The 26,276-nt window shown below is 62.1% G+C and carries 22 protein-coding genes, 1 pseudogene and 1 CRISPR repeat array; of the genes and pseudogenes, 5 read left to right on the top strand and 18 right to left on the bottom strand.

Annotated features, from left to right (window positions below; genetic code table 11):
* Window positions 1-56: 56 nt before the first annotated feature.
* The 3 genes from V5B59_RS04365 to V5B59_RS04355 all read right to left on the bottom strand — a co-directional run bounded on the left by V5B59_RS04365 (window position 57) and on the right by V5B59_RS04355 (window position 5,103).
* Window positions 57-3,134 (bottom strand): sensor domain-containing protein, encoded by a 3,078-nt coding sequence (locus tag V5B59_RS04365; protein ID WP_169070935.1) that lies wholly within the window; start codon window positions 3,132-3,134, stop codon window positions 57-59.
* A gap of 109 nt (window positions 3,135-3,243) precedes the next feature.
* Window positions 3,244-4,206: an endonuclease/exonuclease/phosphatase family protein gene (locus V5B59_RS04360; protein WP_169070936.1), complete on the bottom strand. Its 963-nt coding sequence runs from the start codon at window positions 4,204-4,206 to the stop codon at window positions 3,244-3,246.
* A 9-nt stretch (window positions 4,207-4,215) separates the two neighbouring features.
* Window positions 4,216-5,103 carry a Vgb family protein gene (locus tag V5B59_RS04355; protein WP_308240143.1) on the bottom strand — a complete coding sequence of 296 codons (888 nt, stop codon included), beginning with the start codon at window positions 5,101-5,103 and terminating at the stop codon, window positions 4,216-4,218.
* Window positions 5,104-5,467: 364 nt separating this feature from the next.
* Here V5B59_RS04355 and V5B59_RS04350 point away from each other — a divergent pair, with 364 nt between their 5' ends.
* Together V5B59_RS04350 and V5B59_RS04345 are read left to right on the top strand one after the other, a co-directional pair.
* Window positions 5,468-6,298 (top strand): caspase family protein, encoded by an 831-nt coding sequence (locus tag V5B59_RS04350; RefSeq protein WP_034912997.1) that lies wholly within the window; start codon window positions 5,468-5,470, stop codon window positions 6,296-6,298.
* Between the two features lie 138 nt (window positions 6,299-6,436).
* A complete protein-coding gene (locus V5B59_RS04345) occupies window positions 6,437-7,342 on the top strand; it encodes a S1 family peptidase (RefSeq protein ID WP_332351620.1) in 906 nt (301 codons plus the stop codon).
* A 25-nt stretch (window positions 7,343-7,367) separates the two neighbouring features.
* Here the strand turns inward: V5B59_RS04345 and V5B59_RS04340 are convergent, their stop codons facing one another.
* The 3 genes and pseudogenes from V5B59_RS04340 to V5B59_RS04330 all read right to left on the bottom strand — a co-directional run bounded on the left by V5B59_RS04340 (window position 7,368) and on the right by V5B59_RS04330 (window position 8,708).
* Window positions 7,368-7,817 carry a CRISPR-associated endonuclease Cas1 gene (locus V5B59_RS04340; protein WP_332352172.1) on the bottom strand — a complete coding sequence of 150 codons (450 nt, stop codon included), beginning with the start codon at window positions 7,815-7,817 and terminating at the stop codon, window positions 7,368-7,370.
* A 258-nt stretch (window positions 7,818-8,075) separates the two neighbouring features.
* A pseudogene (locus V5B59_RS04335) lies at window positions 8,076-8,405 on the bottom strand (CRISPR-associated endonuclease Cas1); the annotation flags it as partial.
* A gap of 12 nt (window positions 8,406-8,417) precedes the next feature.
* Window positions 8,418-8,708: a CRISPR-associated endonuclease Cas2 gene (locus V5B59_RS04330; RefSeq protein ID WP_332351619.1), complete on the bottom strand. Its 291-nt coding sequence runs from the start codon at window positions 8,706-8,708 to the stop codon at window positions 8,418-8,420.
* Window positions 8,709-8,754: 46 nt separating this feature from the next.
* Here V5B59_RS04330 and V5B59_RS04325 point away from each other — a divergent pair, with 46 nt between their 5' ends.
* Entirely contained in the window at window positions 8,755-9,762 is a 1,008-nt protein-coding gene (locus V5B59_RS04325; protein ID WP_332351618.1) for a hypothetical protein, read from the top strand.
* A 43-nt stretch (window positions 9,763-9,805) separates the two neighbouring features.
* On the opposite strand, the gene V5B59_RS04320 is transcribed toward V5B59_RS04325, so the two are convergent.
* On the bottom strand, window positions 9,806-10,147 hold the full coding sequence (locus V5B59_RS04320) for a hypothetical protein (protein WP_169070938.1): 342 nt from the start codon (window positions 10,145-10,147) through the stop codon (window positions 9,806-9,808).
* Between the two features lie 12 nt (window positions 10,148-10,159).
* Here V5B59_RS04320 and V5B59_RS04315 point away from each other — a divergent pair, with 12 nt between their 5' ends.
* Entirely contained in the window at window positions 10,160-10,402 is a 243-nt protein-coding gene (locus tag V5B59_RS04315; RefSeq protein ID WP_034949359.1) for a type II toxin-antitoxin system Phd/YefM family antitoxin, read from the top strand.
* Window positions 10,399-10,662, top strand: coding sequence for a Txe/YoeB family addiction module toxin (locus V5B59_RS04310; protein WP_169070939.1), 264 nt, complete (start codon window positions 10,399-10,401; stop codon window positions 10,660-10,662). The genes V5B59_RS04315 and V5B59_RS04310 overlap by 4 nt, the downstream gene beginning before the upstream one ends.
* On the opposite strand, the gene V5B59_RS26465 is transcribed toward V5B59_RS04310, so the two are convergent.
* The 11 genes from V5B59_RS26465 to csm6 all read right to left on the bottom strand — a co-directional run bounded on the left by V5B59_RS26465 (window position 10,637) and on the right by csm6 (window position 26,019).
* On the bottom strand, window positions 10,637-10,969 hold the full coding sequence (locus V5B59_RS26465; RefSeq protein WP_434735627.1) for a ParE family toxin-like protein: 333 nt from the start codon (window positions 10,967-10,969) through the stop codon (window positions 10,637-10,639). The genes V5B59_RS04310 and V5B59_RS26465 overlap by 26 nt on opposite strands.
* 38 nt (window positions 10,970-11,007) lie before the next feature.
* On the bottom strand, window positions 11,008-11,226 hold the full coding sequence (locus tag V5B59_RS04305) for a hypothetical protein (protein ID WP_332351617.1): 219 nt from the start codon (window positions 11,224-11,226) through the stop codon (window positions 11,008-11,010).
* Window positions 11,227-11,332: 106 nt separating this feature from the next.
* Window positions 11,333-14,629: a CRISPR direct-repeat array (repeat unit 36 nt; unit sequence GTCTCAATCCCTTTGATTTCAGGGCTGGTTACTGAC).
* 5 nt (window positions 14,630-14,634) lie between these two features.
* The gene (gene cas6, locus V5B59_RS04300) at window positions 14,635-15,741 is read right to left on the bottom strand and encodes a CRISPR system precrRNA processing endoribonuclease RAMP protein Cas6 (protein WP_169071793.1); all 1,107 of its coding nucleotides are present in this window, start codon (window positions 15,739-15,741) and stop codon (window positions 14,635-14,637) included.
* A gap of 18 nt (window positions 15,742-15,759) precedes the next feature.
* On the bottom strand, window positions 15,760-16,932 hold the full coding sequence (gene csx2 / locus V5B59_RS04295; RefSeq protein ID WP_034914726.1) for a TIGR02221 family CRISPR-associated protein: 1,173 nt from the start codon (window positions 16,930-16,932) through the stop codon (window positions 15,760-15,762).
* 85 nt (window positions 16,933-17,017) lie between these two features.
* A complete protein-coding gene (gene cmr6 / locus V5B59_RS04290; RefSeq protein ID WP_169071792.1) occupies window positions 17,018-18,181 on the bottom strand; it encodes a type III-B CRISPR module RAMP protein Cmr6 in 1,164 nt (387 codons plus the stop codon).
* On the bottom strand, window positions 18,178-18,540 hold the full coding sequence (gene cmr5 / locus V5B59_RS04285) for a type III-B CRISPR module-associated protein Cmr5 (protein ID WP_034914731.1): 363 nt from the start codon (window positions 18,538-18,540) through the stop codon (window positions 18,178-18,180). The genes cmr6 and cmr5 overlap by 4 nt, the downstream gene beginning before the upstream one ends.
* The gene (gene cmr4, locus V5B59_RS04280; RefSeq protein WP_034914734.1) at window positions 18,537-19,454 is read right to left on the bottom strand and encodes a type III-B CRISPR module RAMP protein Cmr4; all 918 of its coding nucleotides are present in this window, start codon (window positions 19,452-19,454) and stop codon (window positions 18,537-18,539) included. Before cmr4 ends, cmr5 begins: the two co-directional genes overlap by 4 nt.
* 69 nt (window positions 19,455-19,523) lie before the next feature.
* Window positions 19,524-20,684 (bottom strand): type III-B CRISPR module-associated Cmr3 family protein, encoded by a 1,161-nt coding sequence (locus V5B59_RS04275; protein WP_332351616.1) that lies wholly within the window; start codon window positions 20,682-20,684, stop codon window positions 19,524-19,526.
* On the bottom strand, window positions 20,681-23,599 hold the full coding sequence (cas10, locus tag V5B59_RS04270; RefSeq protein ID WP_169071790.1) for a type III-B CRISPR-associated protein Cas10/Cmr2: 2,919 nt from the start codon (window positions 23,597-23,599) through the stop codon (window positions 20,681-20,683). Before cas10 ends, V5B59_RS04275 begins: the two co-directional genes overlap by 4 nt.
* A 2-nt stretch (window positions 23,600-23,601) precedes the next feature.
* Window positions 23,602-24,561: a hypothetical protein gene (locus V5B59_RS04265; protein ID WP_169071789.1), complete on the bottom strand. Its 960-nt coding sequence runs from the start codon at window positions 24,559-24,561 to the stop codon at window positions 23,602-23,604.
* A gap of 306 nt (window positions 24,562-24,867) precedes the next feature.
* A complete protein-coding gene (gene csm6 / locus V5B59_RS04260) occupies window positions 24,868-26,019 on the bottom strand; it encodes a CRISPR-associated ring nuclease Csm6 (protein WP_169071788.1) in 1,152 nt (383 codons plus the stop codon).
* Window positions 26,020-26,276 lie beyond the last annotated feature (257 nt).

Below are 26,276 nucleotides of genomic sequence, written 5' to 3'. Positions count from 1 at the left end.
AGGAAGCGTGCCGCAAACGGTGCGAATGAACGGTGTTGTATCTGCTTCCACCTGCGTCATCCGAGGATTTCAGGATCACCGTTTTCTGCGAACAGCCCCGCTGCGGGTCCGGGTCGGCCGAAGAAGTAACCCTGGAAGGCGCGACAGCCATAGCCGGCGAGGAGATCCCGCTGCACCTCGGTTTCCACGCCCTCGGCGATGACCCGCAAACCCAGGCTCTGCGCCAGGGCGATGATGGTACGGGCGATGGCGGCGTCGCTGACGTCGGTCAGCAAATCCCGGACGAAACACTGGTCGATCTTCAATTCGTCGAGCGGCAAGCGCTTGAGATAAGACAAGGCGGCATAGCCGGTACCGAAGTCATCGAGCGAGAGACTCACCCCGCAAGCCTTCAGTGCAGCCATCTTGGCGATGATTTCCTCGCCATCGTTCAACAGCAGGCTCTCGGTGAGTTCCAGCTTGAGCCGCCGCGGGTCGGCACCGCTCTCCTCGAGCATCGCCAGCACCTGTGGCACGAAGTCCGGGTGCTGGAACTGGCGAGCACTGACATTGACGACCAGCTTGAGGTGGGCCATCGACGGTCGTGCGGCCCAGGCGACCAACTGGGCGCAGGCCGTTGCCAGCACCCATTGGCCGAGGGGAACGATCAGGCCGGTATCCTCGGCCAGCCCGATGAACTCTGCGGGAGGGACGAGACCGCGTGCGGGATGCTGCCAGCGCAGCAAGGCTTCGGCACCCGTCAGGCGACCCTGGCCGTCCACCTGCGGCTGGTAGTGGAGCAGGAACTGCTGCTGGCGAATGCCCTGGCGCAAATCCGCTTCGAGAGCGGCACGCGCCGCAACCCCCGCCTGCATCTCCGGATCGAAGAAACGCAGGGTATTGCGGCCCGAGGCCTTGGCCTGGTACATGGCCAGGTCGGCCTGTTTCAACAGTTCATCGACGCCTTCCCGGTGCCCACGAAACAGCGTGATGCCGATGCTCGGGGTGCTGTGATGCTCGCAACCGGCAAGCTGGTAGGGTTGGTTCAGGTAGTCGAGGATTTTCTCGCCAACCTTCTTGGCCGCCAAGGCGGCGGTGCGGGCACTCCGGTCCAGGTTCTCCAGCACGACGACGAACTCGTCGCCGCCGAGGCGAGCCATGCTGTCGCCCTCGCGGACGCAGGCGGCAAGTCGCTGGGCAACCTGTTGCAGCAGCAAGTCACCCATATCGTGACCGAGGGTGTCGTTGAGGGTCTTGAAGTTGTCCAGATCGATGAACAGGAGCGCTCCCTGACGCCGGCTGTGCTGACTGGTTGCGGTGGCCCGTTGCAGTCGATCGAGCAGGAGCCGCCGGTTGGGCAGCCCGGTGAGGGTGTCGTAGAAGGCGAGATGAGCAATCTCGTCCGCCGCCGCCTTGCTCTGCGTAATGTCGGTCAGGGTGCTGACGTAGTGACTGACCTCGCCGTCAGCCCCTTTCACTGCAGTGATGGTCATCCATTCGGGATGCACCTCGCCGCACTTGTGTCGGTTCCAGATTTCTCCGTGCCATGCCCCCTTACTCCGGATGCTGTCCCACATCGCTTCATAAAAGGCGGCATCGTGGCGGTCCGAGCGGAGCAGGCGTGGCGTCTGACCGACTGCTTCCGCGGCAGAATAGCCGGTGATTTCGGTGAAAGCTACGTTGACCCGCAGGATCACGCTATCGGCATCGGTGACCATCATGCCCTCCTGCGCCTCGAAGGCTGCAGCGGCGACACGAAGCTGCTGTTCAGCGTGTTTGCGTTCGGTGATGTCGGTCAGGATACAGTGCGTGCGCAGGAAGTTGCCTGCCTGATCACGAGCGATACGCCCGTTGATCAGCACCCTTCGCCGGCTCCCGTCCGGGCGAACGAAGTCGAACTCGGGAGCATCGACGCGGCCACGGTCCTTGAATTGTGGAAATTCCAGGCTCAGCGTTGCCAGCGAGGCATCGCTGATGAATTCCCCGATGAAATGCCCGATCACCTCTTCCCGGTTACGTCCGATCAGGCTGAGCCAGGCCTGGTTCACCATCAGAATGTTGCCGGCGATGTCGAGCGACTGATAGGGAAGCGGCGCCTCGTCAAACAACTCGAACAAGCGTTCCTCACTCTCGCGCAGAGCCATTTCGGCACGCCTGCGCACCAGTTCGCCGGCGGCGCGCGGTGCTACCAGTTGCAGCAGCGATTCGGCCAGGCGACGGTTGGCCAGGGGTTTGCGGCCGATGATCGCGATCAGGCCGATCGGTTTGCCATCGAAACTCCACAGCGTGGTTCCCACATAGCTCTCGGCGCCCATCGTCTGCAGCACCTCATCGCAGGGAAAGCGTTCGCGGACCTTCTCCGGAAAGCAACAGACCAGATTGCCGACGACATCGCCGCAGGGCGTATCTTGCAGCGCATAGGACACGTTGTCTTCGAAGGCGCCATCGGCATACACCGCCAGCGTGTGGGCGTGCAGACTGTCGCCTTCGAGGCGATCGATGCAGACGTAATCCATTTGCAGGCTTTGCGCGAGGTATTGTGCCAGCGATTTGAAAAAGTCCTCGCTGGCGTGCCGATTGCCGCACTCCAGCAGGAAGTGGCGGGCATCCTCGATCTGTTGGTGTTCGCTGATGTCGGTCAGCGTGAGGCGCACCACCGGGTCCCTCTGTTCGGTGGCCACACGGCGGCAGTTCACCAGCGCATGGAAAACGGTGCCGTTGCCGCGCATCAGCGCCAATTCGGCATTCTGTGCAGCGTCGGTCCGGGTCAGCCCTCTGAACAGTCGCTGCCAGCGCTCTCGATCGTCGCTGGCGACCAGGCCCGTGAAGTGCTGTCCGAGCAGTTGTTGACGTTCCACCCCCAGCAGGGCGGCGGTGGTGAGGTTGGTCTCGGCGATCTGGCCGCTGCTGGCAAGGGTGAGATAGGCGACCGGTGCGAACTCATAGAGATCAAGGTAGCGGTCGCGGGATTCCTCGAGAGCGAGCTGTGTCCGCCGCAACTCGTCATTCTGGATTTCCAGTTCAACCCGTTGCACCTGGAGCGTGTGCACGAGTTCTTCCATGGAGCGGTTCGCCGCTTCGCCCGCCGGTCCCTCGACAGCAGCATGCGGCGGCGACATGCGCCGTTTCACGGTCACCTCTGGTTGCCTTGCCAAGCGCCCCCTTTCCTGCTGAACAGTCATCAAATACTGCGCAGTCCTCCGGACCCAAGCGAGTGCCAACACGATACACGCTTGTCCCCGCGGACAAAAGTGGTTCGCAGGGTCAATGACGGTCCCATTGCTCTGCATTGATCTGAATCCACACGATGACAGGCAGGTGATCGCTGCCGACTTCCGGTCCCAGTCGCTTGTCCACCACGCGGATTGGCTCCGTCACCAGGCAGTGATCGAGAGGAATTCGCGCCAGCGGCATCCAGTCGGGCCACGAAGCGAAAAGGCCACGTCCCTCGGAGGTGTTCCTGAGGCGACCATCAGCAAGCAAATCAGCAAAGAACGGACTCCACGGAGTCGTGTTGAGATCCCCGATGACGATGACCGGCGAGGTTTGCCTGCGGACAAAGGCCGCGATTTCCCGGAGTTGATCATTCCGCAGCTCGGCGTATTGCGAAGTGACAGGCGGTAGCGGATGGGTACCGAGCAGCAGGATGTCACGGCCGTCGAATCGGACCGTCGCAGTGATCGAGGGAACGCCGGCGTGACCAAGCTCGACGATGCTTGCCCTGGTCAGAGCTGTGCGGCTGAAGAGTGCGATGCCGAAATTGTCATCGCGTGCGTTCGCAATGCGATGCGGATACTCGCCGGCCAGTGGCGCAAGCCTGTCCATCCAGCGATCATCCACTTCCATCAGCAGGACCACGTCCGCATCGGCGTGGCGCAGGAAGTCCAGCAGCAGGTCGCTGCGCTGGTTGGCGGTGTGAACATTGATGCTGACGAGCTGCAAGCGCGCGCCGGCCGCCGCTACCTCTCCGGTGGGGCAGAGCAGCCACAGCAGCAACACTCCGTTGATGGTCGCACAGGCAGTGCAAATGGCCGTTGTCCGCCAGCGCCCTTGCCATGCCCAGAGCCCGGCCAGAGTGAACAGAGCGACCGCCAGTTGAACACGGAAATGGGCGCTCAGTTCAAAAATCCACCACAGTCGTCCGAGAAATCCGGTGAACGTCGCTGTCGCCAGAAGCACGCTGCAGGCTTCGAGCAATCCCACGCGCGAGACGGTGGATCGTTTCACAGAGTGCGATCAATACCGGACGACCACCAGCCGGTCTGCGCCCGATTCGGCTCCCCAGGCCTCGCCGGCGCGGCCTGACATCTGGCGTACGTTTGCGCCGCGTGCGCTGCTCGGGAAACTCTCGAAAGTTTCGCTCTGGGGATCGAAACGCACGATGGCATTGGCCGTGAAGTCGGTCAGCCAGACCTTGTCGCGCTCGTCCACCCACACCGAATAGGCACGTGCTGAGGCGCCAGGTAGCTTCCAGGCTTTCCAGGACTTGCTGGCAGGGTCGTACGCGCTGACCTTGCCGCTGTTCCATTCGCTGACCCAGATACGTCCGCTCGCATCGCTCCATACGCGCCGCGCTCCCTGGTTCGGCGTCGGCGGGTCGATGGGCTTCGCCTCACCACTCGCGAGGTCGATGCGTGCGATATGGTTGCCGGCGAGCGAGGCATAGTAGACCTCGCCTGATGGCGTGGTCGTGATGCCGTAGGGCCCACTGCCGCGTGGCGACTTCCACAGGTCCACCTTTCCTGTCGTCGGGTCCAGCCGGCCGTAGTACCCCGACTGGCCAGTGAACCACAGGCGGCCGGATTGGTCGAAAGTCGCGGTGTTGAGGTTGGCGTAGGCCGAGCCTGGCAACGGCCAGCGCCTGATTTCCCGAGTCGCCGGGTCGACGCGCACGATGGCATTCAGTCCGCTGTCAGTGACCCAGGGCGCACCGTCAGGACCAACGATCACCCCGTGCGGGGACGAGCCTTCCCCCAGTCCGATCTGTTCGACCTTGCCGTTCGTCGGGTCGACCCTGCCAAGCGCGCCTTGCCCTTGCGCCGTGTACCAGACCGGGCCGCCTGGTTTCGGGTCGGGCGCCACGTCGTGTGGCCGTGCTCCGCGCGGCAGCTCGAAGTAGCGCACCTCCGCAGCCTCCGCGCCGGCAGCGAAAACAAGACAGGACCAAACAAGACAGGACAGCCATCGTCCCAGGTGATTCATCCAGATCATCATCGTCGTCCCCGCAGCGTGCAAGCCAGGAGCAGGGACGCTGCAGGCATGACTTGCACACGAAAGATAGGAAATGCAGTGCTACGCCAGAGAGTATCACTGAGCACGGCAAACGCGGTCAATCGAAAAACTTCTCGCTTTTCTCGGGCGGCCGTCTATATTGAATTAAATGAATTGCCTGCCTCGACTCATGCAAGTGCCGGTCAATCTGGAGCTATGCAGCCGAGGAAAGGACAGGCGTTTCCGGCAACTGACGTTGATGAGAAAGGAGTCAGAAATGGCAAAGAAAGCACTGATCGTGGGAATTAACGACTATGCACCGGTCGGAGCCGGAGGCCCCGACCTGAGGGGGTGTGTAGCCGATGCGCGAGACATGGCAAATACCCTGCATGTGCTCGGAATCGTTCCGGCGGTACCGGCGAGCATGCGCATCCTGACCAATGCGAATGCGACGCGGGCCAATATCCTCAGCGGGCTGAAATGGCTGATCACGGGCGCAAAGGCGAAAGATGTGCTGGTGTTCTATTACTCCGGGCATGGCTCCCAGATTCCCGATCCCAGTTCGGAAGAGTCGGTGGACCACATGGACGAGACCATCTGCCCACATGACTTCGCGAGCGCTGGCATGATCACCGACGACGTACTGCGGCAGGCGATTACCGGTCTTGCGGCGGGCGCCAATCTCGATGTGATCCTGGATTCCTGCCACTCCGGCACGGCGACCCGGGAACTGGCAAACTTCACGGTACGCTACGTCGATCCGCCGCTCGAACAGAGCTTCTTCCGGGACGCCAATCCCAGGGCCGACCTCAGGCGCCTCATGGGTCGGGGGGCCGCCGCGCGGGACGCGGTAGTCGTGCCTGGTCTCAACCACGTACTGTGGGCCGGTTGCCGTGACAATCAGCTATCCGGCGAGGGACCGATCGATGGAGGGATTCGGGGCTTCTTCACCTACTGCTTCTGCAAGGCACTGCGCGCGACCTACCCCAACGTCACCCGCGGCAGGCTCGATTCGATCGTTACGCCGGCCGTCAAGGCGAAGAACACGAGCCAGACGCCACAGCTTGAAGGCACGCCAGCGTCGATCAACGAGAAGGTATTCACCTGATCGTCTTCGCCCGGCCGCTTTCTGCCCGCCCCCCGCAGGGGGTGGGCGATGGGGGGGTGAAGCCCGGCCGCGCGAAGCGGCCGCATTTCTTTCTGTGATAGGCTCGGCTTGCTCCCAGGTCACCGATCCATTTCGCGCATGACGACCGCCAATACGCTGTACACCGTTCTCGGCGTGGCGCCGGATGCCGGCAGCGAAGAGATCGACGCCATTTTCCGGGCTCGGGAGCTGGCCTTGCAGGGTCAGGCGGACGAGCTTTCGCTGCTGCGTTGTGGCCTACGAAACGCTGCGCAATGCCGATCAGCGCGCTGCATACGATCGCAAGCTGGCGAAACAGCAACAGACCGTTCGCAGCAAGCGACGAAAGTGGAAAAATACGCACGCCTGGACGGCGAAGACGCATGTCTGCTGTTCGCTCCCGGCGCCGGCAACGACAGCCTCACCTGGGGCAGTTCGGACTCGCTGCGACCAGGGGACACTGTGCACACGATGGGACATCCCGGCGGGTCGAGCAGCATCATCTGGTCGGAAGGGCAGTTCCGCATGCGCGTAGACCGCGGTCGCGAGAGCGTGCTGGTGTCGAATAACTATTGCCGTCCCGGCTCCTCGGGCGGGCCGCTGCTGGATAGCGAAGGCCGACTGGTCGGCGTGGTCTCGCAAGTGCAGGTCAGGGCCAGAGACCGCGAGCCTGTGCAATACGGCGACTGTATTTCGGTCCCCGAAGCCAGCGCCCGCGTGCTGCTCGGCAAGCCGCTGTTCCCCATCGCTCTGGCGCCGGCGCGCGATCGCCGCCGGCAGCCCGGTCCAGACGATTCCCGCCGGCAGGCTGGCGCGCCCGATGCGGCCCTGAAAGCCGCGCGCCGGCAGCGGGTAGCAGCGCACGTCGTCGTCGGCGGCTTGATCAGCTCGGCGATCTCGTCCAGGCAGCGATCCTTGTCGGCGTCGCTGCCGACCAGCAGGAAAATGCTGTACTCGAGCGGCGCCGCGTGCTTGCACATCTCGCGATGGACGCGCAGCAGGCGGCGCGGATTGCTGATGTCGTAGCCGATCACGAAGGCCAGCAAACCGTTCAGAAGTCATCGTCGTCGCCTTCGGCGAGCGTATCGTGTCGGCCTCCGCGATGCCGGCAGCAGCGTGCATCGATCGCTGGCGAGCACGGCGCATCGACCGCCCCCGCCTGCGACGATCGCGCTCGCCACGTCGGACACGCTCTCGGCGAGCAGCTTGCGCAGGCGCCCGGCCAGCGGCTCCCACTCGGCGTAGAAGCGCGCGCGTCCCGCCTTGCCGAGCAGGCAGCCGCTCTCGGTCTGTGAAAAATCCTCGGGCGCAGCTTCTCCGAGCGAAAGAGCATCAGCGCGTGCTGATCGACCTCGACGCGCAGCGGCTCGACGAGGTCGCAGGCCAGCGACTCGCGGCCGAAGTCGAGCGCATGATAGAAACCGACGAAGGGATCGAGCCCGGCGCCGTACAGCGCCAGCACCGCCTCGGCGTGCAGCAGCGTGTAGCCGAGCGAGAGCATCGCGTTCACCGGATCGCGCGGCGGCCGGCGGTTGCGGCCACTGAAACTTCAGGCGGTCGGGCAGCAGGTCGGCGAAGCCCTCGAAGTAGGCCGCCGCGCCGGCGCCTTCGAGGCCGCGCAGCGAAGCCGTCGAGCCCTGCTGATCGACCGCCGCGATGCTGCTCGCCAGTCGCTTGCAGGGACAGCGTCAGCAGATAGCGCGAGCGCGGCTTCGCTGTCGCGGCGCTCGGCGAGGAAGCCCGCCTGCGCGCGCAGCTTGGCTTCGACGATGGCCCGCGAAAAGCGCAGGCAGAAGTCGGCGTCGAGCGACAGCCGGTACTGCGCCACGCGCCGCGCGGCGTCATTGTGCGGACGGCCGAGCAGCATCGTCGGCACCGCCTTGCGCCCGGAGAGAACGACGACGCCGATGCCGCGCTCGCCGAGCTTGCCGAGCAGCGCCGAAGACAGCGTCACGTCGCCGCGCATGAAGACCCGCGACAGCGGCGCCAGCGGCACGGTGCCGATGCGCTCGCCGTTCTCGTAGAACACCAGCGCCTCGCCGTCGGCCTTGAGCGTCACGCCGCGGCGGTCAACATACAGGCTGGTCATCGTTTCTCCTTGTCAAACGATCAGGAAAACATCGGTCACCGGCTGCCGTCGCCCGGCCCAGCAGTCGCGCGGCATGCGCGGATCGAGCTGGAAGATGTGCGCGCGGTCTTCTTCTGAGATCGAGCAGTTCGGCCAGCGTGTCTGCGCACCTCGCGCAGTTCGGCCGCGGTCAGCCAGCACTCGAAGAACGATTTCTGGCCGCCGACCTTGTAGCCGATCAGGATACTTGTGCACCCGCCGCAGCCGCTTCGGCTCGCACACGTCGTAGCAGACCAGGTACAGCGTTCGCGCCGCATCACTCATGGCGCCACGATAGGGCGATCCGGCACTCCTGTCAGGTCCGGCAAGCTTGCCGAAAGCCCGTAGGAACCGACATCCTGAATCGGGGTTTTGGGAAACCGAAGAGGGGGAGGCATGGCTGAGATTGCTGGTATTTGCTGTGCTGTACACGTTCGGGCTGCAACATCATGTGGGGGCGGGTGCCTTGTCGGATTTCTTCCAATTGATCCGCCTTCATACCCATGTGGGGGTGTCTCCCAGCGCCTTGCAGACCCAACTCAGCCGGATGGAAGCGCTGTTGCCCCTGTTTCAGCAACAGTGTGAAGCCTCGGTACCGACGCGGACACGCCAAGCGGTGGTGGCCGCGGATGAGACGTTCTTTGGGGAGATTCTGATCTTGGTGCTGATGGATTTGTCCTCGGGCTACCTATTGCTGGAGTCGATTCAGAAGGACCGGGGTTTCGATACCTGGTTTGCCCAGGTGACCCCGCGCCTGGAAGCACTGGGTATCGAAGTCAACCACGCCATCAGTGACCGGGCGAAGGCCCTGATCAAATTAGCGGTCACAGGCTTTGAGTGTACCTCGGGCGCGGATACGTTCCACGAGCAATATGGCCTCAGTCGCTGGTTGTCACCGGCCTTGGGACGTCGAAAAGCCAAGGCGGATCAGTGCTGCGAACTGGCCCAGAAGGCCCTTGATCAGCCGTCGCGCGGAGCCAGTACCGAGGAAAAGGCGGCTTTGGCGGCACAACAGGCCTGTGCCTGGGAAGCCCGCGCGCAAGTGGAACAGGCGCAGCAAGAGTACCAGAAGCAGTTGCTGGGAATCGCCGAGGAAATCCATCCCTTCTCCCTGGAGGAGAATACTCGCACGACGGCGGAGAGCGTAGTGGCAGGACTGGAAACGCGAGCACAGGCCCTGGAAACTCTGGCGGCGCAACAAGGGATCCAGGATACCCGTTCCGCCCTGAAGAAGTTCCGTGCCCAGATCGGCGCCTTATCGAGTCACGTCAGCTTTTGGTGGCTTTGGGTAGAAGAAATCCTGCTGGGCTGGTCTCTGGATGAAGCGACTCGGCAATAGAAAGCAACAAAGGGGCAAGCTTGATCTGCAGATTTCAATCAAGCTACAACGGCTCCTGCTCTCTCGCCTCTGGTACGACCACTGCCGGCTTTTTCGGCCGGCCACGCGGTCGGGCTTCGCGCCGCTGTCCGGTCGCCTTCTCGATGCTGTCGAGAAACCGGGAATCCCCCAGAGGCTGGCCCTGATCCAGCGCCAGGCGGATGTCGTCGACCGTCTTGGCGTTCAGTTCCCGGTCGAACCACTCCCGATACGCCGTCCGCCGGTCCGCTTCGGTCCTTCCCAATTCACCATACAAGGGATGCGGCGTCAGCAGATGGTCGGCCTGTCCGAGCCCGTTCGCACGGATTGACGTAGCGTACGTAAATACGTACCATGGCGTTCTCATTGGAGATCAACCATGATCACACTCACCGCGAGCGAAGCCCGAGCCAATCTGTACCGCCTCATTGATCAGGCCGCAGAGTCCCATCAGCCGATCCACATCGCTGGCAAGCGCAGCAGTGCAGTTCTCCTCTCGGCGGAGGATTGGCAGGCCGTCCAGGAAACGCTGTATCTGCTCTCCGTACCCGGCATGCGCGAGTCCATCAAAGAAGGCATGGCCGAGCCTCTTGGCGAAAGCGCCACGAGGCTCGACTGGTGAGTTGGCAGGTCGTTTTTTCCAGGCATGCAGAGAAAGATGCGAAGAAGCTGGCCGCGGCAGGCCTGAAATCAAAAGCCCAAGAGCTGCTTGCAGTACTTGCCAACGATCCATTCCAGAATCCGCCGTCCTACGAGAAGCTGGTTGGTGATCTTGCGGGTGCCTATTCTCGGCGCATCAATATCCAGCATCGCCTGATCCATGAGGTTTTCGTCAAAGAACGCGTCGTTCGCGTGCTCAGGATGTGGACGCACTATGAATAAGAGTGGCCCAGGCGCACGTTCCAAGGGGCCGGTGAGTGTGGTCCCCCGAGCTTTCCCCTGAGTGCGCCGAATGTTCATTCTTCATCTGCTTCAGTAAGCCGTCATACTGCGCATGACTTCCTGCCCAGAACCACACAATTTTTTCACCGCCCAGAATACCGACTGCTCTGTAATCTTTGGTGATTCGCACGGAGTAAACGGGGAGACTCGAATGGACCCTCTTGAAATTCAAACTTGGATACCACGGATCGTCACGAAATAATGTATAGGCTTCCTTGGCTTTAGCTTGAATGTCTCGTGGCAACACTCGAAAGCATTTCAAAAACTTTGGAGTGGCTCTTGATATCACAGCTTGTTCGGATCTAGTTCTGTTGTCTTGCCTTGATCTTCTTCCCGCAAAGCTTCGGCGGCCAACTGAGCCAAGATGTCTTCCGACTCAGAAAAAAGCTCATCCCACCTCTTTTCCGATTTGATCTCGTCAAGAATCATCCGGGCAAGAATGTTTTGCTCCAAAGTCGGGAGCTTTGAGGCAATCTCAAAGGCTTTCTCAAGCAAGCTAGTCATGGTACTTTTCGTCTCCTATTTCACATCTATATGTTGAAAGAAGAAGAAAAGGGATCTGACCCTCATGGCGCTCGTTGGCGACAACGAACTGGAGTTCTGGTGCGAAGTCTCAATCCCTTTGATTTCAGGGCTGGTTACTGACGCGTAACTGGAGAACGAAAGCCCAGCGACAGCCGGGTCTCAATCCCTTTGATTTCAGGGCTGGTTACTGACGTACAAATAGAAGCTAAGAGTTCTTAGCTTCTTAGTCTCAATCCCTTTGATTTCAGGGCTGGTTACTGACGAAATGAGCAAGAAATATCAAGTCAAAAACGTCGGTCTCAATCCCTTTGATTTCAGGGCTGGTTACTGACCTGCTACCCCCTGGGGTAAGTATGTGCACCGTATGGTGTCTCAATCCCTTTGATTTCAGGGCTGGTTACTGACGGCCAGTTATGCTGCTTCACGCGCTGAACTCGATGTCTCAATCCCTTTGATTTCAGGGCTGGTTACTGACAAATCATGCGCGCACTGTTCAGCGACGGGATGGTCTCAATCCCTTTGATTTCAGGGCTGGTTACTGACGCGCAGGATGCGTTACCAATCCAGAGACGATTGTCTCAATCCCTTTGATTTCAGGGCTGGTTACTGACATGGCGGATGCGCGAATCGAGATGTCGAAAGTCTCAATCCCTTTGATTTCAGGGCTGGTTACTGACCCTACGGCATGGGCGAAATCGCCCGAGTCGTGGGTCTCAATCCCTTTGATTTCAGGGCTGGTTACTGACATCACCCTGGCGGCAGGTACGACGGTCTTGAAGTCTCAATCCCTTTGATTTCAGGGCTGGTTACTGACCCCGGCTAAATCTCATGCTCGCCGCTGAGAAAGAGTCTCAATCCCTTTGATTTCAGGGCTGGTTACTGACCCGTCCGACAGCCCGCCAAGCTGCCGGACTCTGTCTCAATCCCTTTGATTTCAGGGCTGGTTACTGACCAGCAAAGTCCCTGGCTGCGGCAGTACGCGCAGGTCTCAATCCCTTTGATTTCAGGGCTGGTTACTGACAGAATGTGCAAGAAATCCTCGTAAGCGTGGCGTCTCAATCCCTTTGATTTCAGGGCTGGTTACTGACCACATCTTTACGTGCTGTCGTGTTAGCATACTCGTCTCAATCCCTTTGATTTCAGGGCTGGTTACTGACCCCAGTACAGAGTACGCGCGTGGTTTTTGGACTGTCTCAATCCCTTTGATTTCAGGGCTGGTTACTGACACGCCGCGCAGCCAGGAATTCAAGGAGGGCGCCAAGTCTCAATCCCTTTGATTTCAGGGCTGGTTACTGACTCACACTTGAGTGGAAGTGCGAAGAGGGCGATAGTCTCAATCCCTTTGATTTCAGGGCTGGTTACTGACAAATGGAAGCTGCTCGCGCTGCCGCTGTGGCCTAAGTCTCAATCCCTTTGATTTCAGGGCTGGTTACTGACATACAACAGTGTTGACTTCACTGCGACGGGGGTGTCTCAATCCCTTTGATTTCAGGGCTGGTTACTGACAACGATGAGCGGGATTCTTCCATCATCAAGAGCTAGTCTCAATCCCTTTGATTTCAGGGCTGGTTACTGACTCCCTGGTGCAGCTCGATTGCGTGAAATGCGCGGTCTCAATCCCTTTGATTTCAGGGCTGGTTACTGACGGTCGAATGGCATCTGGTGTGAAGCATCGGAAGTGTCTCAATCCCTTTGATTTCAGGGCTGGTTACTGACCGCGAGGCAATTTGAAATGAGCATAAACCGAACGTCTCAATCCCTTTGATTTCAGGGCTGGTTACTGACAGTTTTTCAAGCGGAATTGAAAATCCCGGTGCCGTCTCAATCCCTTTGATTTCAGGGCTGGTTACTGACTGATCAAGACGACGAGGAGTCCAAAATGAAAACGTCTCAATCCCTTTGATTTCAGGGCTGGTTACTGACAGAGGATTACGTAACGCTTGAGTGGAAGTGCGAGTCTCAATCCCTTTGATTTCAGGGCTGGTTACTGACCGACTATAGGCAGCAGGTTTTCCACATGATCGGGTCTCAATCCCTTTGATTTCAGGGCTGGTTACTGACGAACGAGGTCGACCGCAGGGTTAGCCGTCGACGTTGTCTCAATCCCTTTGATTTCAGGGCTGGTTACTGACCTCACTACATTCTTAGATTATGAGATTGCCTGCGTCTCAATCCCTTTGATTTCAGGGCTGGTTACTGACATATTGGAGAATATCGATCGAGGCTTTTCCGCGTGTCTCAATCCCTTTGATTTCAGGGCTGGTTACTGACATCAGCTCGACTACGCTGACGTCATTATGGTCGCTGTCTCAATCCCTTTGATTTCAGGGCTGGTTACTGACCGCTGGTAACGCTGTAGTTGAAGCCGTTGCCGGGTCTCAATCCCTTTGATTTCAGGGCTGGTTACTGACGGTTGCCGGTCCTTCCGACAACCACTTAGGAGCCGTCTCAATCCCTTTGATTTCAGGGCTGGTTACTGACGAACGTATTCCTGGAAGCGTATAACGGCGAAAAAAGTCTCAATCCCTTTGATTTCAGGGCTGGTTACTGACCGGCGCGGGAACGTGTAAAAGAAGCCGCTGTTGCGTCTCAATCCCTTTGATTTCAGGGCTGGTTACTGACGGCTTGCGGCTCTATACCAATGGCCGGCAACTGGTCTCAATCCCTTTGATTTCAGGGCTGGTTACTGACGAACTGGACAAAGTATTAGCGGCGGCAGGGGCGTCTCAATCCCTTTGATTTCAGGGCTGGTTACTGACAGACGGCACCGTCTATATCAAGGCTGCTGCCTACGTCTCAATCCCTTTGATTTCAGGGCTGGTTACTGACGCACGGCGCAGATTTGCGCCGAAGCCGAGAAAGTCTCAATCCCTTTGATTTCAGGGCTGGTTACTGACAATGATCACGACCACGTTACGGCAAATACGATCGTCTCAATCCCTTTGATTTCAGGGCTGGTTACTGACGAAGCCACGCCGGAAGCCACGCCGGAAACGCCGTCTCAATCCCTTTGATTTCAGGGCTGGTTACTGACGATCAACGGTCATTGGATGCTTTAGATGCCCTTGTCTCAATCCCTTTGATTTCAGGGCTGGTTACTGACAAAAACCGTTTGAGAAATTTGAAAATCTAACGAGGTCTCAATCCCTTTGATTTCAGGGCTGGTTACTGACGCAGGTTGCCGCCCTAATCAACTCGAAGAGGCGGTCTCAATCCCTTTGATTTCAGGGCTGGTTACTGACAGGCGCAGGCTGCAGGCTTCCTCAATTAGAGGAGTCTCAATCCCTTTGATTTCAGGGCTGGTTACTGACAGGGAGCAGGTTGTCGGCTTCCTCAATTAGAGGAGGTCTCAATCCCTTTGATTTCAGGGCTGGTTACTGACTGCACCTAGGTGATTGTAGCTTGTTTTTCAACGAGTTGGCAGGGGTGTTCGCAAGTTCTCAATGGACCTGCCGAGATGTCTCCCGGCAGGCCGTCGGTGAGCGTGTATCGCCCCAGTCCAAACACGGTTTCCTTGCCGACATGCAGCCATTTTCCGAGTTGCAGGAACGGGGCGAAAGGCGCGAGCGGACCTTCGAGCCGCCAGGTTCCGACTACCCCGCCGAGGCTCATCTTCTGCTGCTGTCGCGACGAGTAGCGGGTCCAGTCGAGCCAACGGAGGTTCTTGTCCTCGCGGATGTCGGCGCAGGTGGCGCTGAGTGTCGCGAAGTCGTCGATCAGAGCACTCGGTGAATAGAACTCGGCGAGCAGGTTGGCGCGCCGCGCCAGTGCCATCAGCAGTGTTCGTGCCTGTAGTCTGTCCGGTGGCAGGGCACGGCCGTTCTGCTGTAGGCGCAGAGGGGTTTCAAACCGGAGTGTGGCTGTGCTCGTCGGCGAATCGTCGGATTTGCCGACCAGCGCAATCCCCTGGTCATGCGTCGCAATCGTGCCGACTTCGGGGCGATGAATTTCCTGATCGCCGCGCTCACTGCAATGCACGACGCGGACGAGATCCGCCGTACCGTCACCCGCACCGATGCCGCGCGCGAGGGCGCGCCGCCAGGTGAGGAGGATCAGCGGCAGTTCCTGCAACGCCCGCCCGATCAGCACCTGATGAAAAATCAGGGTCTCGCCCGCCACCAGTACTCGACTTCCCCAGTCCGACGGCTCGATGATGTAGGGGGCGGGAATCTGTGAGAACTTCTGCAGGCGGTGCGCCGGGGGAGCGGGCGGGGCGAAGATCGCCGGATACGGGCAGGTGGCGAGCAGCGGACAGCCGGCACACTCCTTCTGCCGGGTCATGCAGGCAAGCTGGCGCAGGGCGTGGCCGAAGGCGCCGCGCAACATCGATCCGGCGTAGTCAGGCAGGCGGATGGTCTGCCGCACCTTAAACTCGAAGCGGTAGCGGGCGACCGGGAAGGAAGTCACACGGCTCGGCAGGTGCGCAGCGCTGAGGCCTTGTGGATGCCAGGGTTGCTGATCGGATCGGCGGGTGGCTGACGGTTCGAGTTCCATACGGGTCTGTCTCGTCGGCTAGAAGAGCTTGTTGCGTAAGTCTTTGAGAACCTTGCGCAGGCTGATTTCGTTGGCGATTGTTCTGGCGCTCTCGTCTGCCCGCTCGCCATGCGACCGGACGCCGTGCGCGAGCGCGTTGCGCAGGTTCTTGAGTTTTCCGACCGCCGGTGTCTGCTTTCTGGCTCTGTCGTAGACTTTATCGCGTTCCTGAGCATCGGTGTCACCGCATTTCTCGATGTAGCAGGCACGAGTGACGAATGACTCGTACAGGAAGGTGGCAGCCCGGAGATAGTCGCTCCGTTTGAAGTAGGCGTCGGCGAGCGAAAGTTCCCGATCATAGGATTTTAGCTCGCGAAACCAGCCGATGCGCTCCTTCAGCGTCTCGCGGAACAGTCCGCCGAGCGGCCCGTCGTGGGTCTCGATCGAATCAAACACTTTGCGGAGCATTTCCCCTGCGAATTTCGTATTGCTCGTACGTTCGGAATAGGCAGCGGTGGCCAGCCACTCTGCACGACGCTCGTCCATCCCGTCCTTGACCAGCAGCGGCGCGAAGACGCCGTAGTCGCCGTCCTTGTCGTAGGTAGCCAGTGCATCGACCCAGTCGAGCATGGACAGCAGGCCACGGAGTTTGAGCACCGGCGTTTCGCTGCCGGGGGCGGGAGGCGTCATCTCCAGCGCGCCGTAATAGATTTCTTCGACTTCGACGCGAACGACTCTTGCCAGGTAGCGTGCGGCCACCAGGGCGAGCATCGGCAAGTGGCGAAAACCGTGCGTGACATCGATCCACAAGTGCTCGCCGGGCTGCAGGACGGCCGCCAGGCGACGCAGGATGTCGGCTTGCTCAGCCTCGTCACAGGCATAACGGATCAGCAGGCAGTCGACGCGGATGCCGAGCTTATCGGCCAGTTGCTGGCGCGGCCGTTCGAGGAGGTGATCATCGACCTTTCCGGCGGCGACGGCGTCAATCAGGGGCAGCATGGCGTCGCCCTCGACACCCTCGCGGTCGAAGAAGATTTCCCACATGCTGCTCGGCGTGCCAAGCACGATCAGGCGATCGGGTTTCAAGAATTTGGTCAGCGCTAGTCCGAAGAAGGTCTCGGTGTAGGCGACGTCGGCATTGAAGCGGTAGGTGGCCGTGCGGTAGCCCTTGCGCGGGTCGCCCTTGCCGAGAAAGCTGATGAGGGTGGTCATGTTCATGCTCCGGTTGGCTCGTCGTGGGGGGGGATCCAGAGGTTTGTTCGTTGGTAATCAGCCAGGCAGCCTTGCCGTGCGCAGGTCATGATTCCAGCTCCGACAGCCAGCTCTGGAACTGCTGCTTGCGTTCCTTGTTGCCCGGCCAGCCGGTCCATTTGATGACCTCTCGCAACAGGGCGGCGGCTTCGCGGCGCGCGATCGGAGCGTGCCATGTGATCGCCTGCTGAAAGAGCTTCAGTCGTTCCTGGTCGATCGGCGAGCCGGGCTGGTATTTTCCCTTTGCCTGGGCACTCTCGAGAGCGCTACGCAGGACAGCGGTGCTGCCACGGGCGGCTTCCAGTTCCTGGTCCGCGGGTGAGAGTTGCGCGCGGCGCTCGGCCTCGGCTGCCGCTGCCGCCTGCTGACGCTTTTGATCCTCCACCCGCCGGCGCTCGTCCGCTGCCGCCGGGTCTTCGGCCAGCGCGCCGTAGCCGACGGCGGTCTTGGCGCCGAAACCCAGCCAGGCGAAGGCGTGTTCGATGATGCGGTCGAGGATGCTCTTCCAGTCGGGGGCATCTGCCGGCAGGCGCGCGGGATCGCAGGTCACGACGAAGCGGAATGCGGAGCGCGCGGGAACGGCCAGAAAAGGAATCGGATTGGGTTTGCCGGCATCGTGTGGTGTGCCCCTGTTCTGGTAGTAGTCGCCGAAGTGGGGTGTCATGATCTCGACGACAAGGTTGTCGCCGAACGGCTGCGGAAAGACATCCCAGCAGGTCAGGGCGCCGCGCCGCGCATCGGCGCCCTGCAACTCCTGGCCGAACAACGCATCGATCAACGGTTGCGTGATCGCTGTGTCGCCGTCGTCGTGAAGTTCGTTCGCCGCCTGCCGCAGCACGCCCTTGACGCCGCTGCCGGCGAGGTAGGGCAGGCCGTAGGGCGAGAGGAAGGAGAAGCCGTTATCGACCGGGTGTTCGAGACCGAGTCCGGTGGCGAAAGGGGAGGTCGACACGGCGTCGATGATCTGGCGTTGTTCTTCGGGCAGGGCTTCCGCGAGGGCTTTCTGGCGCGCGCGCAGCGCTTGCAAAACCAGCGCTGCGTCGCCCAGGGCGAGACAAGCGCGCAAGGCGTCGGCCTTGCCGGTCTTGGTGATCAGCCAGTTGCCCTCCTGCCAGATTTCGAAATAGAGGTTGAAGCGATGGCCGGGCGGGCAATTGCGAAAGCCGGCGGCGCTATCCCGGACATACTTGGGTACGGCGGCGACGTTCATCGTGCGCCCTCCACGGCGTCAGCGAACTGGCGCAGCCAGCGGAGCATCGCCAGCGTTTCGTCGGTGGCGCGCATCACGTCCTGCGCCCCAGCGTTGAAAAAGGCATCCATCGCCGATGCGAAATCGGCGGGTACGATCTGCCGCCTAGCCAGCCAACTCAGCACGTCGTCAAGGACCAATTGGGCGGCGCGCTCGTTGCTGCCGCTGCGCGAGCGGTAGTAGGCCAGCGTGGCCATCAGCCCGTTGCCCATCACCAGTGCGGGAGCGCCTTTGACCATCTCGCGATAGCCGTCGACCCTGGTGTTGCGGTTCGCACGCTCCCAGGCGTATTGCGCGCGTCGCTGGTCGAGGGTACTCATGCGCGGTCTCCCGCGGCGGCATGGACGACGATCAGGCCGCGGCCGCTGGTGGCGTCGCCGCCGACCTGTAGCAGGTGGTTTTGCAGCCCGCGGCGCTCCCCTTGGTCATGGAGCACGCTGGCGAGCACGCGCTCGGCGTCGTAAAGGTTGTCCTTGCCGGGACCTTTGCGGCGCTCGACGCTGGCGAGCAGCAGACCGGCGAGCAGCGATTCGGGCGGCAGGTTCTCGGTGTAGAACAGCGCGCGGTCGGCCGCCGTACCGGTCTCGTCGTCGATTCTGACGTGCGCCTCGACGACGGTCGCGTTGCGGACGAAGTGTCCGAAATCGGTGTCGGAAAGGACGACGAGGTCATTCTTCAGCTTGTCGCGGAAGAATTCATGTTCGTCGCCGGGTGGCAGGGCGTTCGCGGCCAGCCAGTCGGCGATGGCGGTGACCTTGATGTCTGCTGTGCCGGCGAAATCGAACACTTCGAGCAGCAGGCGTTTGTCGGTCAGCATGGCCGCACTGGCAAGCTGTGCGCTCCCCTCGGTGACGGTCGGCACGACCCATGTCGCAGTGCTTCCGGCGATCCGCTTGAGGCGAGCCAGGGCGCTCGGGCAGGTGGCATGGACGAAGGCGTTGCGCAGCGAACGCACCGGGAAGGTGACCAGCGTGGCATCGGTGAAAGCGATCGCGCCGGCATGGTCGGATGCGTTGCGCTCGGGACCGAACAGGCGGCTGATCAGCTCGCTGTCCTTCCAGGTGCGCGTGAAGTGGTGCCTCACCGCGCCCTTGAGGCCAGAGCCGGCGATCAGGGGGTGGCCGGTATGGACTTCGCGCTGAATCGGATTGTCGATGACACCGATCGCCTGGCCGGCGCCCATGTGAACGGGGCTGACGCAGGAGTAGAAAACGAGTTGCTGGGCTTCGAACATGGAGGTGACCTTTCGTCGGGGATCAGGTTGCAGCGGTGGCATTGAATCGGTGACTCGGGAGTGAAACAGTCACGATGTATTTCTCCTCCAAAGTCCGAGCCAGGCGCGGTTGAAACCTTCCGCGCGGCGTTGTCGGTCAGGATTATCGCCCCACAGCCCGCTTGCCACCCATTCGGCAAGCTTGCCGACATCGCCGGCCAAGTCGTCGAACCAGTACACGCTGCCGGCGGGCGCCACGCGCTGGGCGGTCTTGGGCTGCTGCCGGGCGAGATCCCAGCCGGAGATGGTGTCGAAGCGCGGGACGGCGGCGCAGGCGAGACGCGCCGAGAAACCCTCGCCTTCCAGGCGGTAGTCCCCGGCGCCGCAGCGTGTGACCCGTTCGGGCAGCCAGCCGCCGGCGAATACGCCAGGTGTTGCGAGGATGATCCGGAAGCAGCGGCGGGCGGTGATTGCGTGCCGGGGCACGACGGGTGCGGTGAAGGCAATTGCGCGGTAGCGTGCGCCCTTGCCGTCGCCACCGAGTCGCAGGTGACCTGTTTTCGCCAACTGGCCACCGTCTCCCTCGCAGCCGACGAGAAAGCCGACCGAACTGTCGAGGGCGATCGCTTCGCTGGTATAGAGCGCGCCGTCGGCGGCTGTGCGAGAGCCGCTGTCGAGAGCGATGCCCAGCCGGGTTTCGCGTTTGAAGAGATCCGCGCTGCTCAGCGTGCGCGCCGGCAGTTCGCCGCGCAGATACGCAGCCAGTCCGGCGGCGTCGAGCCAGCGGCCGGCCTGCGGCTTGGCCTGCCTGGCGATACGCAGGTGGGCGACGAGTGGCAGCCCGCCGCTCGCCATGCTGCCGGCCGGCGGACTGGTCGGCTGGAGCGAAACCAGCGGCGCGACGCGGGGGGCGTCGAAGGCAACGAGGTCAGCCGGCAGCGGTACGATCGCGAGCGGCACGCCGGCCTCGGCGCCGAGAATCGCGAGTGACAGCCAGTTGATGGCAAAACTGCCCGGCTCGTCACGGCTGCCGAGCACCGCACCCAGGTCGCCGGCCAGTCGGTCGCCAGCATGCGCGAAGCTCGCGAGTTGGCCGGCATCCTTGCCGAGCAGCGCCGAGCGGAAGGCACCGGCAAACAGCGACGGCCAGGGCGGCATGACGGCCTCGCCGTGCTGGCCGTCGCCACCGAAGGACTTGTTGCCGCGGATCATCAGCACGTCGAGCGGCTGAACGAAATGGTAGGTGCTCATCGAGGTGCTCCTGCTTGTGCGGCGGCTCGGCCGAAGGCACGGCCGTTGCGGGCGAAGAATTCGGCGGTGACCAGTAGATCGCCGAGGACGCGGATCGTCTCGGCCGGCTTGGCGCTTTCGCGGCACGCCAGGTCGACGAACTCCCTGGCGTGCTGCACCACTCCGCCCTGCCTTTCGATCTGCCAGGCGAGATTGCTGGCGAGCAGGTGTCGCCAGGCTTCTTCGCTCATGTCCTTGCCGCCACGTTCCGGCAGGCCGGAAAGCCATTCGAGGGTGTTGTAAACAGCACGTCGCGACATCTCGGGCTGCGCCAGCGTTTCGGCAAAGCGCAGCAGCAGTCCCAACGCCGTGTCGGCGAGCAGTGGTGCCGCGGGTGTTGCCCCGACGGCGCGCGGCATTTCCCAGAAGCGGCTGGTGACGCCCACTTCGCCACCCCCGCGCTTGATGACCCGCAGGCAGAAAGCGTTGCGGCCATGCGCCTTGGCTACTGCTTCGGCACGGCGCAACTCGCGTAGTACGGCCGACAGTGGCGCCTGGTGGTGGGCGACCACGGCGCCAATGCTGGCGCTGGCACGGCTGCCCATCATCGGCATCAGGCGGCCCTTGAGGCGGGCGTAGCCCTTGGCCAGTTGCAGTCCCCTGACGTCGATGTGGCCGGGCAAGCCGCGCAAGTCGCCGCTGCCGCTCCAGGCGGCGCGCAGCAGGAGCATCGCCGGCATCAGGTCGTCGACCGAGAGCATGGCCAGGACATCGTCGCCGCCGGCGTAGAGCAGCTTGCCCTTGCAGACGTTTTCGACGATGTGTCGGGCGACGTGCGTCGAGAAGTCGTTGAGCGCCGCGGAAATGGCGGCGTGGCGGGCCGGGGAGGCGGGCCGCGACGAGTCCAGATAGGCGGCGACCGCCGGGTCACCGCGGAAGCGATCAAGCGACGCGCGGACCTGCGGGTGCCAGGTCGCCGGGAAGCGGCACTGGTAGTCGGGGTCATTGCCGGCAAGCCAGGCACCCATGTGGTCGCCGTCCATCTGGATCAGCGCGTAGTAGGTTTCGGGTCTGGCACCGAGCAGTTCGGCGATGCCTGCCGCGAGGCGCTCTTCGGCGTCTTCGTTGCGCGCTTCGTCGAGGGCAGAAGGCAGGCGCTTGACGATGTCCACGACCGTGGCTGGCCGGAGCGAGGACAGGCGCCTGTGCAGCGCGTTCGGAAGCGCCACTGGCGGATAGTCGAGGAGGGCGAACTTTCGCGATAGCGCGCTGAGCCCTGCGAGCGATTCCGGTTTGTAATTCTCGACCAGGCGGTCGAGCGAAGTCGCCAGCGCCATGGTGTGCGTGCTGATCACGAAACGCGCCGGTCTCTCATCCAGCAATTCGCCCAGACCTTCGACGAACAGCGTCGGCCACAGGCGCTTGAGCGTGCATACGCCGCATAGATGTTCGCCCTTGCGGATGCCGAACCGGCCGGCCTGTGCCTTGCGCAGCCAGGGCGTCTCGCGACGCTCGCCGGCCGGGACATGCAGTTGCGCGGCCGTTTCGGTGAGCCATTCGCGTTCGCCGCACAGCGTGCAGCGGTGGCCGTGCTGTGGCAGCGGTGCAAAGGGACGCAGGCTCTTGGCAGCGGCGAGGCTGCGTTCGGCCAGTTCATGCACGGCGGGATAGACAATGCCGGCGTTGGGTTTGAAAAATTCGGCGCCGTCGATCCTGACTTCGCGGTTGAGCACTTTCCAGACTTCTTCTCCGAACAGGCTGTCGGTGCCGTAGCCAGCCAGCGCCTGCCGTAGCCGATCGGCATCGGGCAGGCGGTCGCGGTCGCTGCCGGTCGGCCACTCGGCGATGGCCCACTGCGCTTCGGGAAAACCGGCGAGTTGGCTGTCGAGTTGCTCCTGCCAGTGCTGCCCCTGGTCACGGTCATCAAGGACGTGCTGCGCCGCTTCTGCGGCCCAGGCGCGTGCCGCGTCCCGGACCGCTTCAACGACCTGCCGCGCGAGTTGCTCGGCCTGGCGTGCCGGTACGATGGCCATGAACTTGTTGGGCAGCGTTGCGGCGAACAGCGGGTTGGCGTCAGTGGTGCGCTGCAGCCACTCCGCGTCGATGGTGGTGAAGCGCTGGCGCCACTGTTCGCCGCGGCCGTCGGCGTCGGCGACTTCGAGCAGCCAGCGGTCGACCGCGGCGACACCGCGCAGGCTGGGGAAGGCGATGGCGTCAGGCCCGAGCGCTGCGCAGATGACCTTGAGACCTTCCCATACCAGCGACGAGAGCAGGTGCGATCCCGCCCACAGATCGGAGGTCGAACGGGCCTGGGCGATGAAGCCCTGCACGGGGCCGAAGCTCATGCTGAGCAGGGCCGGTGCATCGTCGGTGAGCGCGCCGGCCAGCGCCGATACAGTGTCCAGATGCGACCAGATCGAGTGATCGGGGACGCGGGTGTCGGCGGGCAGGACGCGCCAGAGATCGCCGATTTCCGGCGCGACGAGGGCAGGCTCCGGGCCGAAGCGCCAGAAGGCGAGATAGGTCAGCCGCAGATCGGGTTCGCCGTGCGCGTCACGTTCGATCAGATCGCTGAAGTGGTCGAGGCTGACCGTGCGGATGTGCTTCGCCGCGATGTCGTCGAGACTGCCGAGGTCGATTTCTTCGCCGGAGAGGGGATGAATCAGCAGCGGCTGATTGGCGAAGCGGACGTTGGCCCACGCCGGGCGCATCCGGCCGGGTTCGCAGGGCCATTGCGGCCGGTCGGCGGCTGCTGCGAACCGGTCGGCGCGCCTGTCGAAATCGGCGTCGTTGATGCCAAGCCGTTCCCGCAAGGTTTTCACTGAACCATGCTCATGGCCGACGTCGTCGCGCATCAGGACCAGCGCCTTCTCCGCCGGGTCGTGCAGCCAGGCGGCGAGTTTCTTTTTCCAGAGTGAGTGGATGGATTGGGTCATAATCAGACGAGCCTGTTGGCGTTGTTGTCGAGAACGGTGTGGACGGCTTCCCATACATCTTGCTGATCAAGGTTTGCGCGGGTGTATGCAGGGAGATTGCGTGCCATTTCTTCCGGCAGAGAGCACGGCACATGAACGATGACGCCAACCAGTTGTTCCTCTTCCCGCAATACCTTGAAACGGACTTGGTTGGCGAGCCGGCCCTGACCACCCCATGAGGTTCCAGCGACGGCATGGTGAGTGATCGGGTAGGCAAGTAGATGTCGCTTCGAAAAGGCTCCAGCGACGACACCCTTTAGTGACAGAGCGGGTTGGGTTCGGAAAGCGATCTTGATCCGCGCCAGTTCCTTCATGACTTGCCGCCAACTGCCCTCGACACGTGTTTTCCATACGAGCGGGGCGCCGCGGCTTTCGCCAATGGCGTGTGGCCAGTCCATTGTCAGGCATTCCTGCAGCGGTCGGGTGATGCCGATGCGTTCAAGATTCTGGCGAGTCAACGGTTTCAGGTGCTGATGTGCGATCTGCAAGGAGCCCCAGCCGTTGCGGGCGCGCGAGCCAAGTGTCCCAAACCAGGCAGCGAGTTGCAGCGTATTCTGTAGATCCGTCGTATGCTCGTCGGGGAACAGCAGGCGAAGGGCCACCGCAGATTTGTCGTCTATGGCAGTGCGCTTGTTGCCGCCGTTTGTTCCCAAGGCGGTTCCTTTGGTTGCTTTGTCGTAGGCAAGAGGGCCGAAGCCCAGATAGAGTTCGGCGCCGACAGGGAAACCGACCTCGGGATGTTTTTCCTTAAGCTCCCCGGTGGGCCATGAAGTCAATTTTCCACCATCCCATGTCGACAGTCGGAGGCGCAACAGGGACTGATGTGATGGAACGTTATTTTCGTCGGAGGCGCTACCGAAGAGCGTGTCCTCCCTGGTACGTAGCCCATCGATATTGAAATGGACTTGCGGTGCCTTGACCATTCGCCACCACTGGCGAATCAGTGCCTTGATCGGTGGTGTGCGCCACTGCGCCTGCTGTGCGGCATCGCCGACGAAGGCGGGCGTCGCGAAGCTGAGGTTGTACGCGAGGGGAGTTCTTGTCATTACTTTTTCCTCATCGGTTCCGGATGATGGGTCGGATGCAGACCTGGGGGACGGCCATTAGCTGGAGTCCGCGACAGCATAACGGTTATTGCGGACACATTGAGCAGTGGCAAGCTTGTCGGTTGCCGATTGCCATCCGCCGGCGCATCGGATCAGGGCTCGTGGCACTGGCAGGCAGTGCGCTCACCCTCGTACCGCCGTTTCGGGGATGTCGTAGCGGATCGCGCTCGGCCGCAGACCGAGGCTATAGCGGCGCGGCCGGCGGCCACCGTCGCTGATCAGGTAAGGTCCGGCGGCGGGGCCGAGTTCGCGCCGGAGAATCTTATTGAGTTTCGACAGATGCGTCGAGAAATAGCCGCCGTCCATGCCGTTGCGAAGCGCATGTGCGGTGCCGTCGAGGTCGCCCAGCGGCCTGGCGATCGAGCGCAGCTCGACGAGGTAGCGATTCTTCCAGTCCGCGTCAGGGCTTTCCTTCGCCGGCGCCGGCAACGGCGCTTCGCCGCGTAGCGCTCGCCGGGCGAAGACGCTGAGCAGCGCGAATTCGGCCGGCGGCAGCGGGAAGGTCTTGCCAGCGGCGCGGATGCGCCGCGCCGCCAGGTCGATCTGCAGTTCTGCCGGCGCCAGGGCGTGGCGCGCCGCTTCGACGGTTTCGTTGTAGCTCGCGCGGCCGGTGAGCAGCGCTTCGGGCAGGCCGTGACGCAGGCTGACGAAGGGCAGTTCGGCGAGCGTGATCCGCGCTTGTGCGCTATCGACGAGGCGGCCGCCGGGCATTTCGAGAACGTGGCTGGCCGGCGTCGGGTAGTAGAAGCTGAGGCTGGCTTCGAAGGGCTCGGAAACCAGGACATGCGACAGCTTGTCCTGCGGGCGGCCGTAGAGCGACAGCGCATAGCCGAGGAAGAAGCCCATCGTCTTGCGGCCGCCGGCGATCGAGACATGGAGCGCGCAATCCGGGTCGGCGGTGAACTCGCGGATGATGCCGGTGATGCCGTCGGCGGCGCGGCGGTTGTCTTCCGGCGAGCGGATGTCTTCGAGCGGCTTGCCGTTGACGTCTTCGAGAACGTGGATGGTGTCGGCGCTGAAATGAATCGGCGGCAGCGCGTAGTCGCGGCTGAGACGGTGGAACCAGCCCGGTTCCTCCGAAAGCAGCGCCAGGCGGGCTTTTTCGGCGCCGCTGCGCGTGCTGATCAGGTGGATTTCGGTGGGGATGAACGCGCTCGCCGTGGGCGAGACGGCCAGGGCGTAAAGGGTCTCGGTGACGATCTGCGGCGACAGGCCGGTGACGGCGATCAGGATGCGGCGAGGATATTCGTGGGGGTTTTCTCGGGCGTTGGGCATCGTCTTGTCTGAGCGGGTAGGGACAGTCGGTCATTGTCCCTGTTTTTCTCCGGCAGGGACGGATGACAAGCTTGCGGTGGTCAGGCTGGCCGGTTTGTGGCGATCAGACTTCAAGTCGGTGGATTCCAGGAATCAGCAGCGCTGTAAGGTGGCCTTACGGTGGATGCCCCGAAAATGCGTTTCCAACACCGCTACTCTTTGGTCCCAAGTGTTCTCCTCGGTAATGATCATGGTACTGGCTTGTCACCCGGACTGGC

The sequence above is a fragment of the Candidatus Accumulibacter contiguus genome, assembly GCF_036625285.1.
GTDB classification, from domain to species: domain Bacteria; phylum Pseudomonadota; class Gammaproteobacteria; order Burkholderiales; family Rhodocyclaceae; genus Accumulibacter; species Accumulibacter contiguus.
Note: the sequence above shows the minus strand (reverse complement) of the source record. Positions and strands in the feature narration are given on the sequence as shown.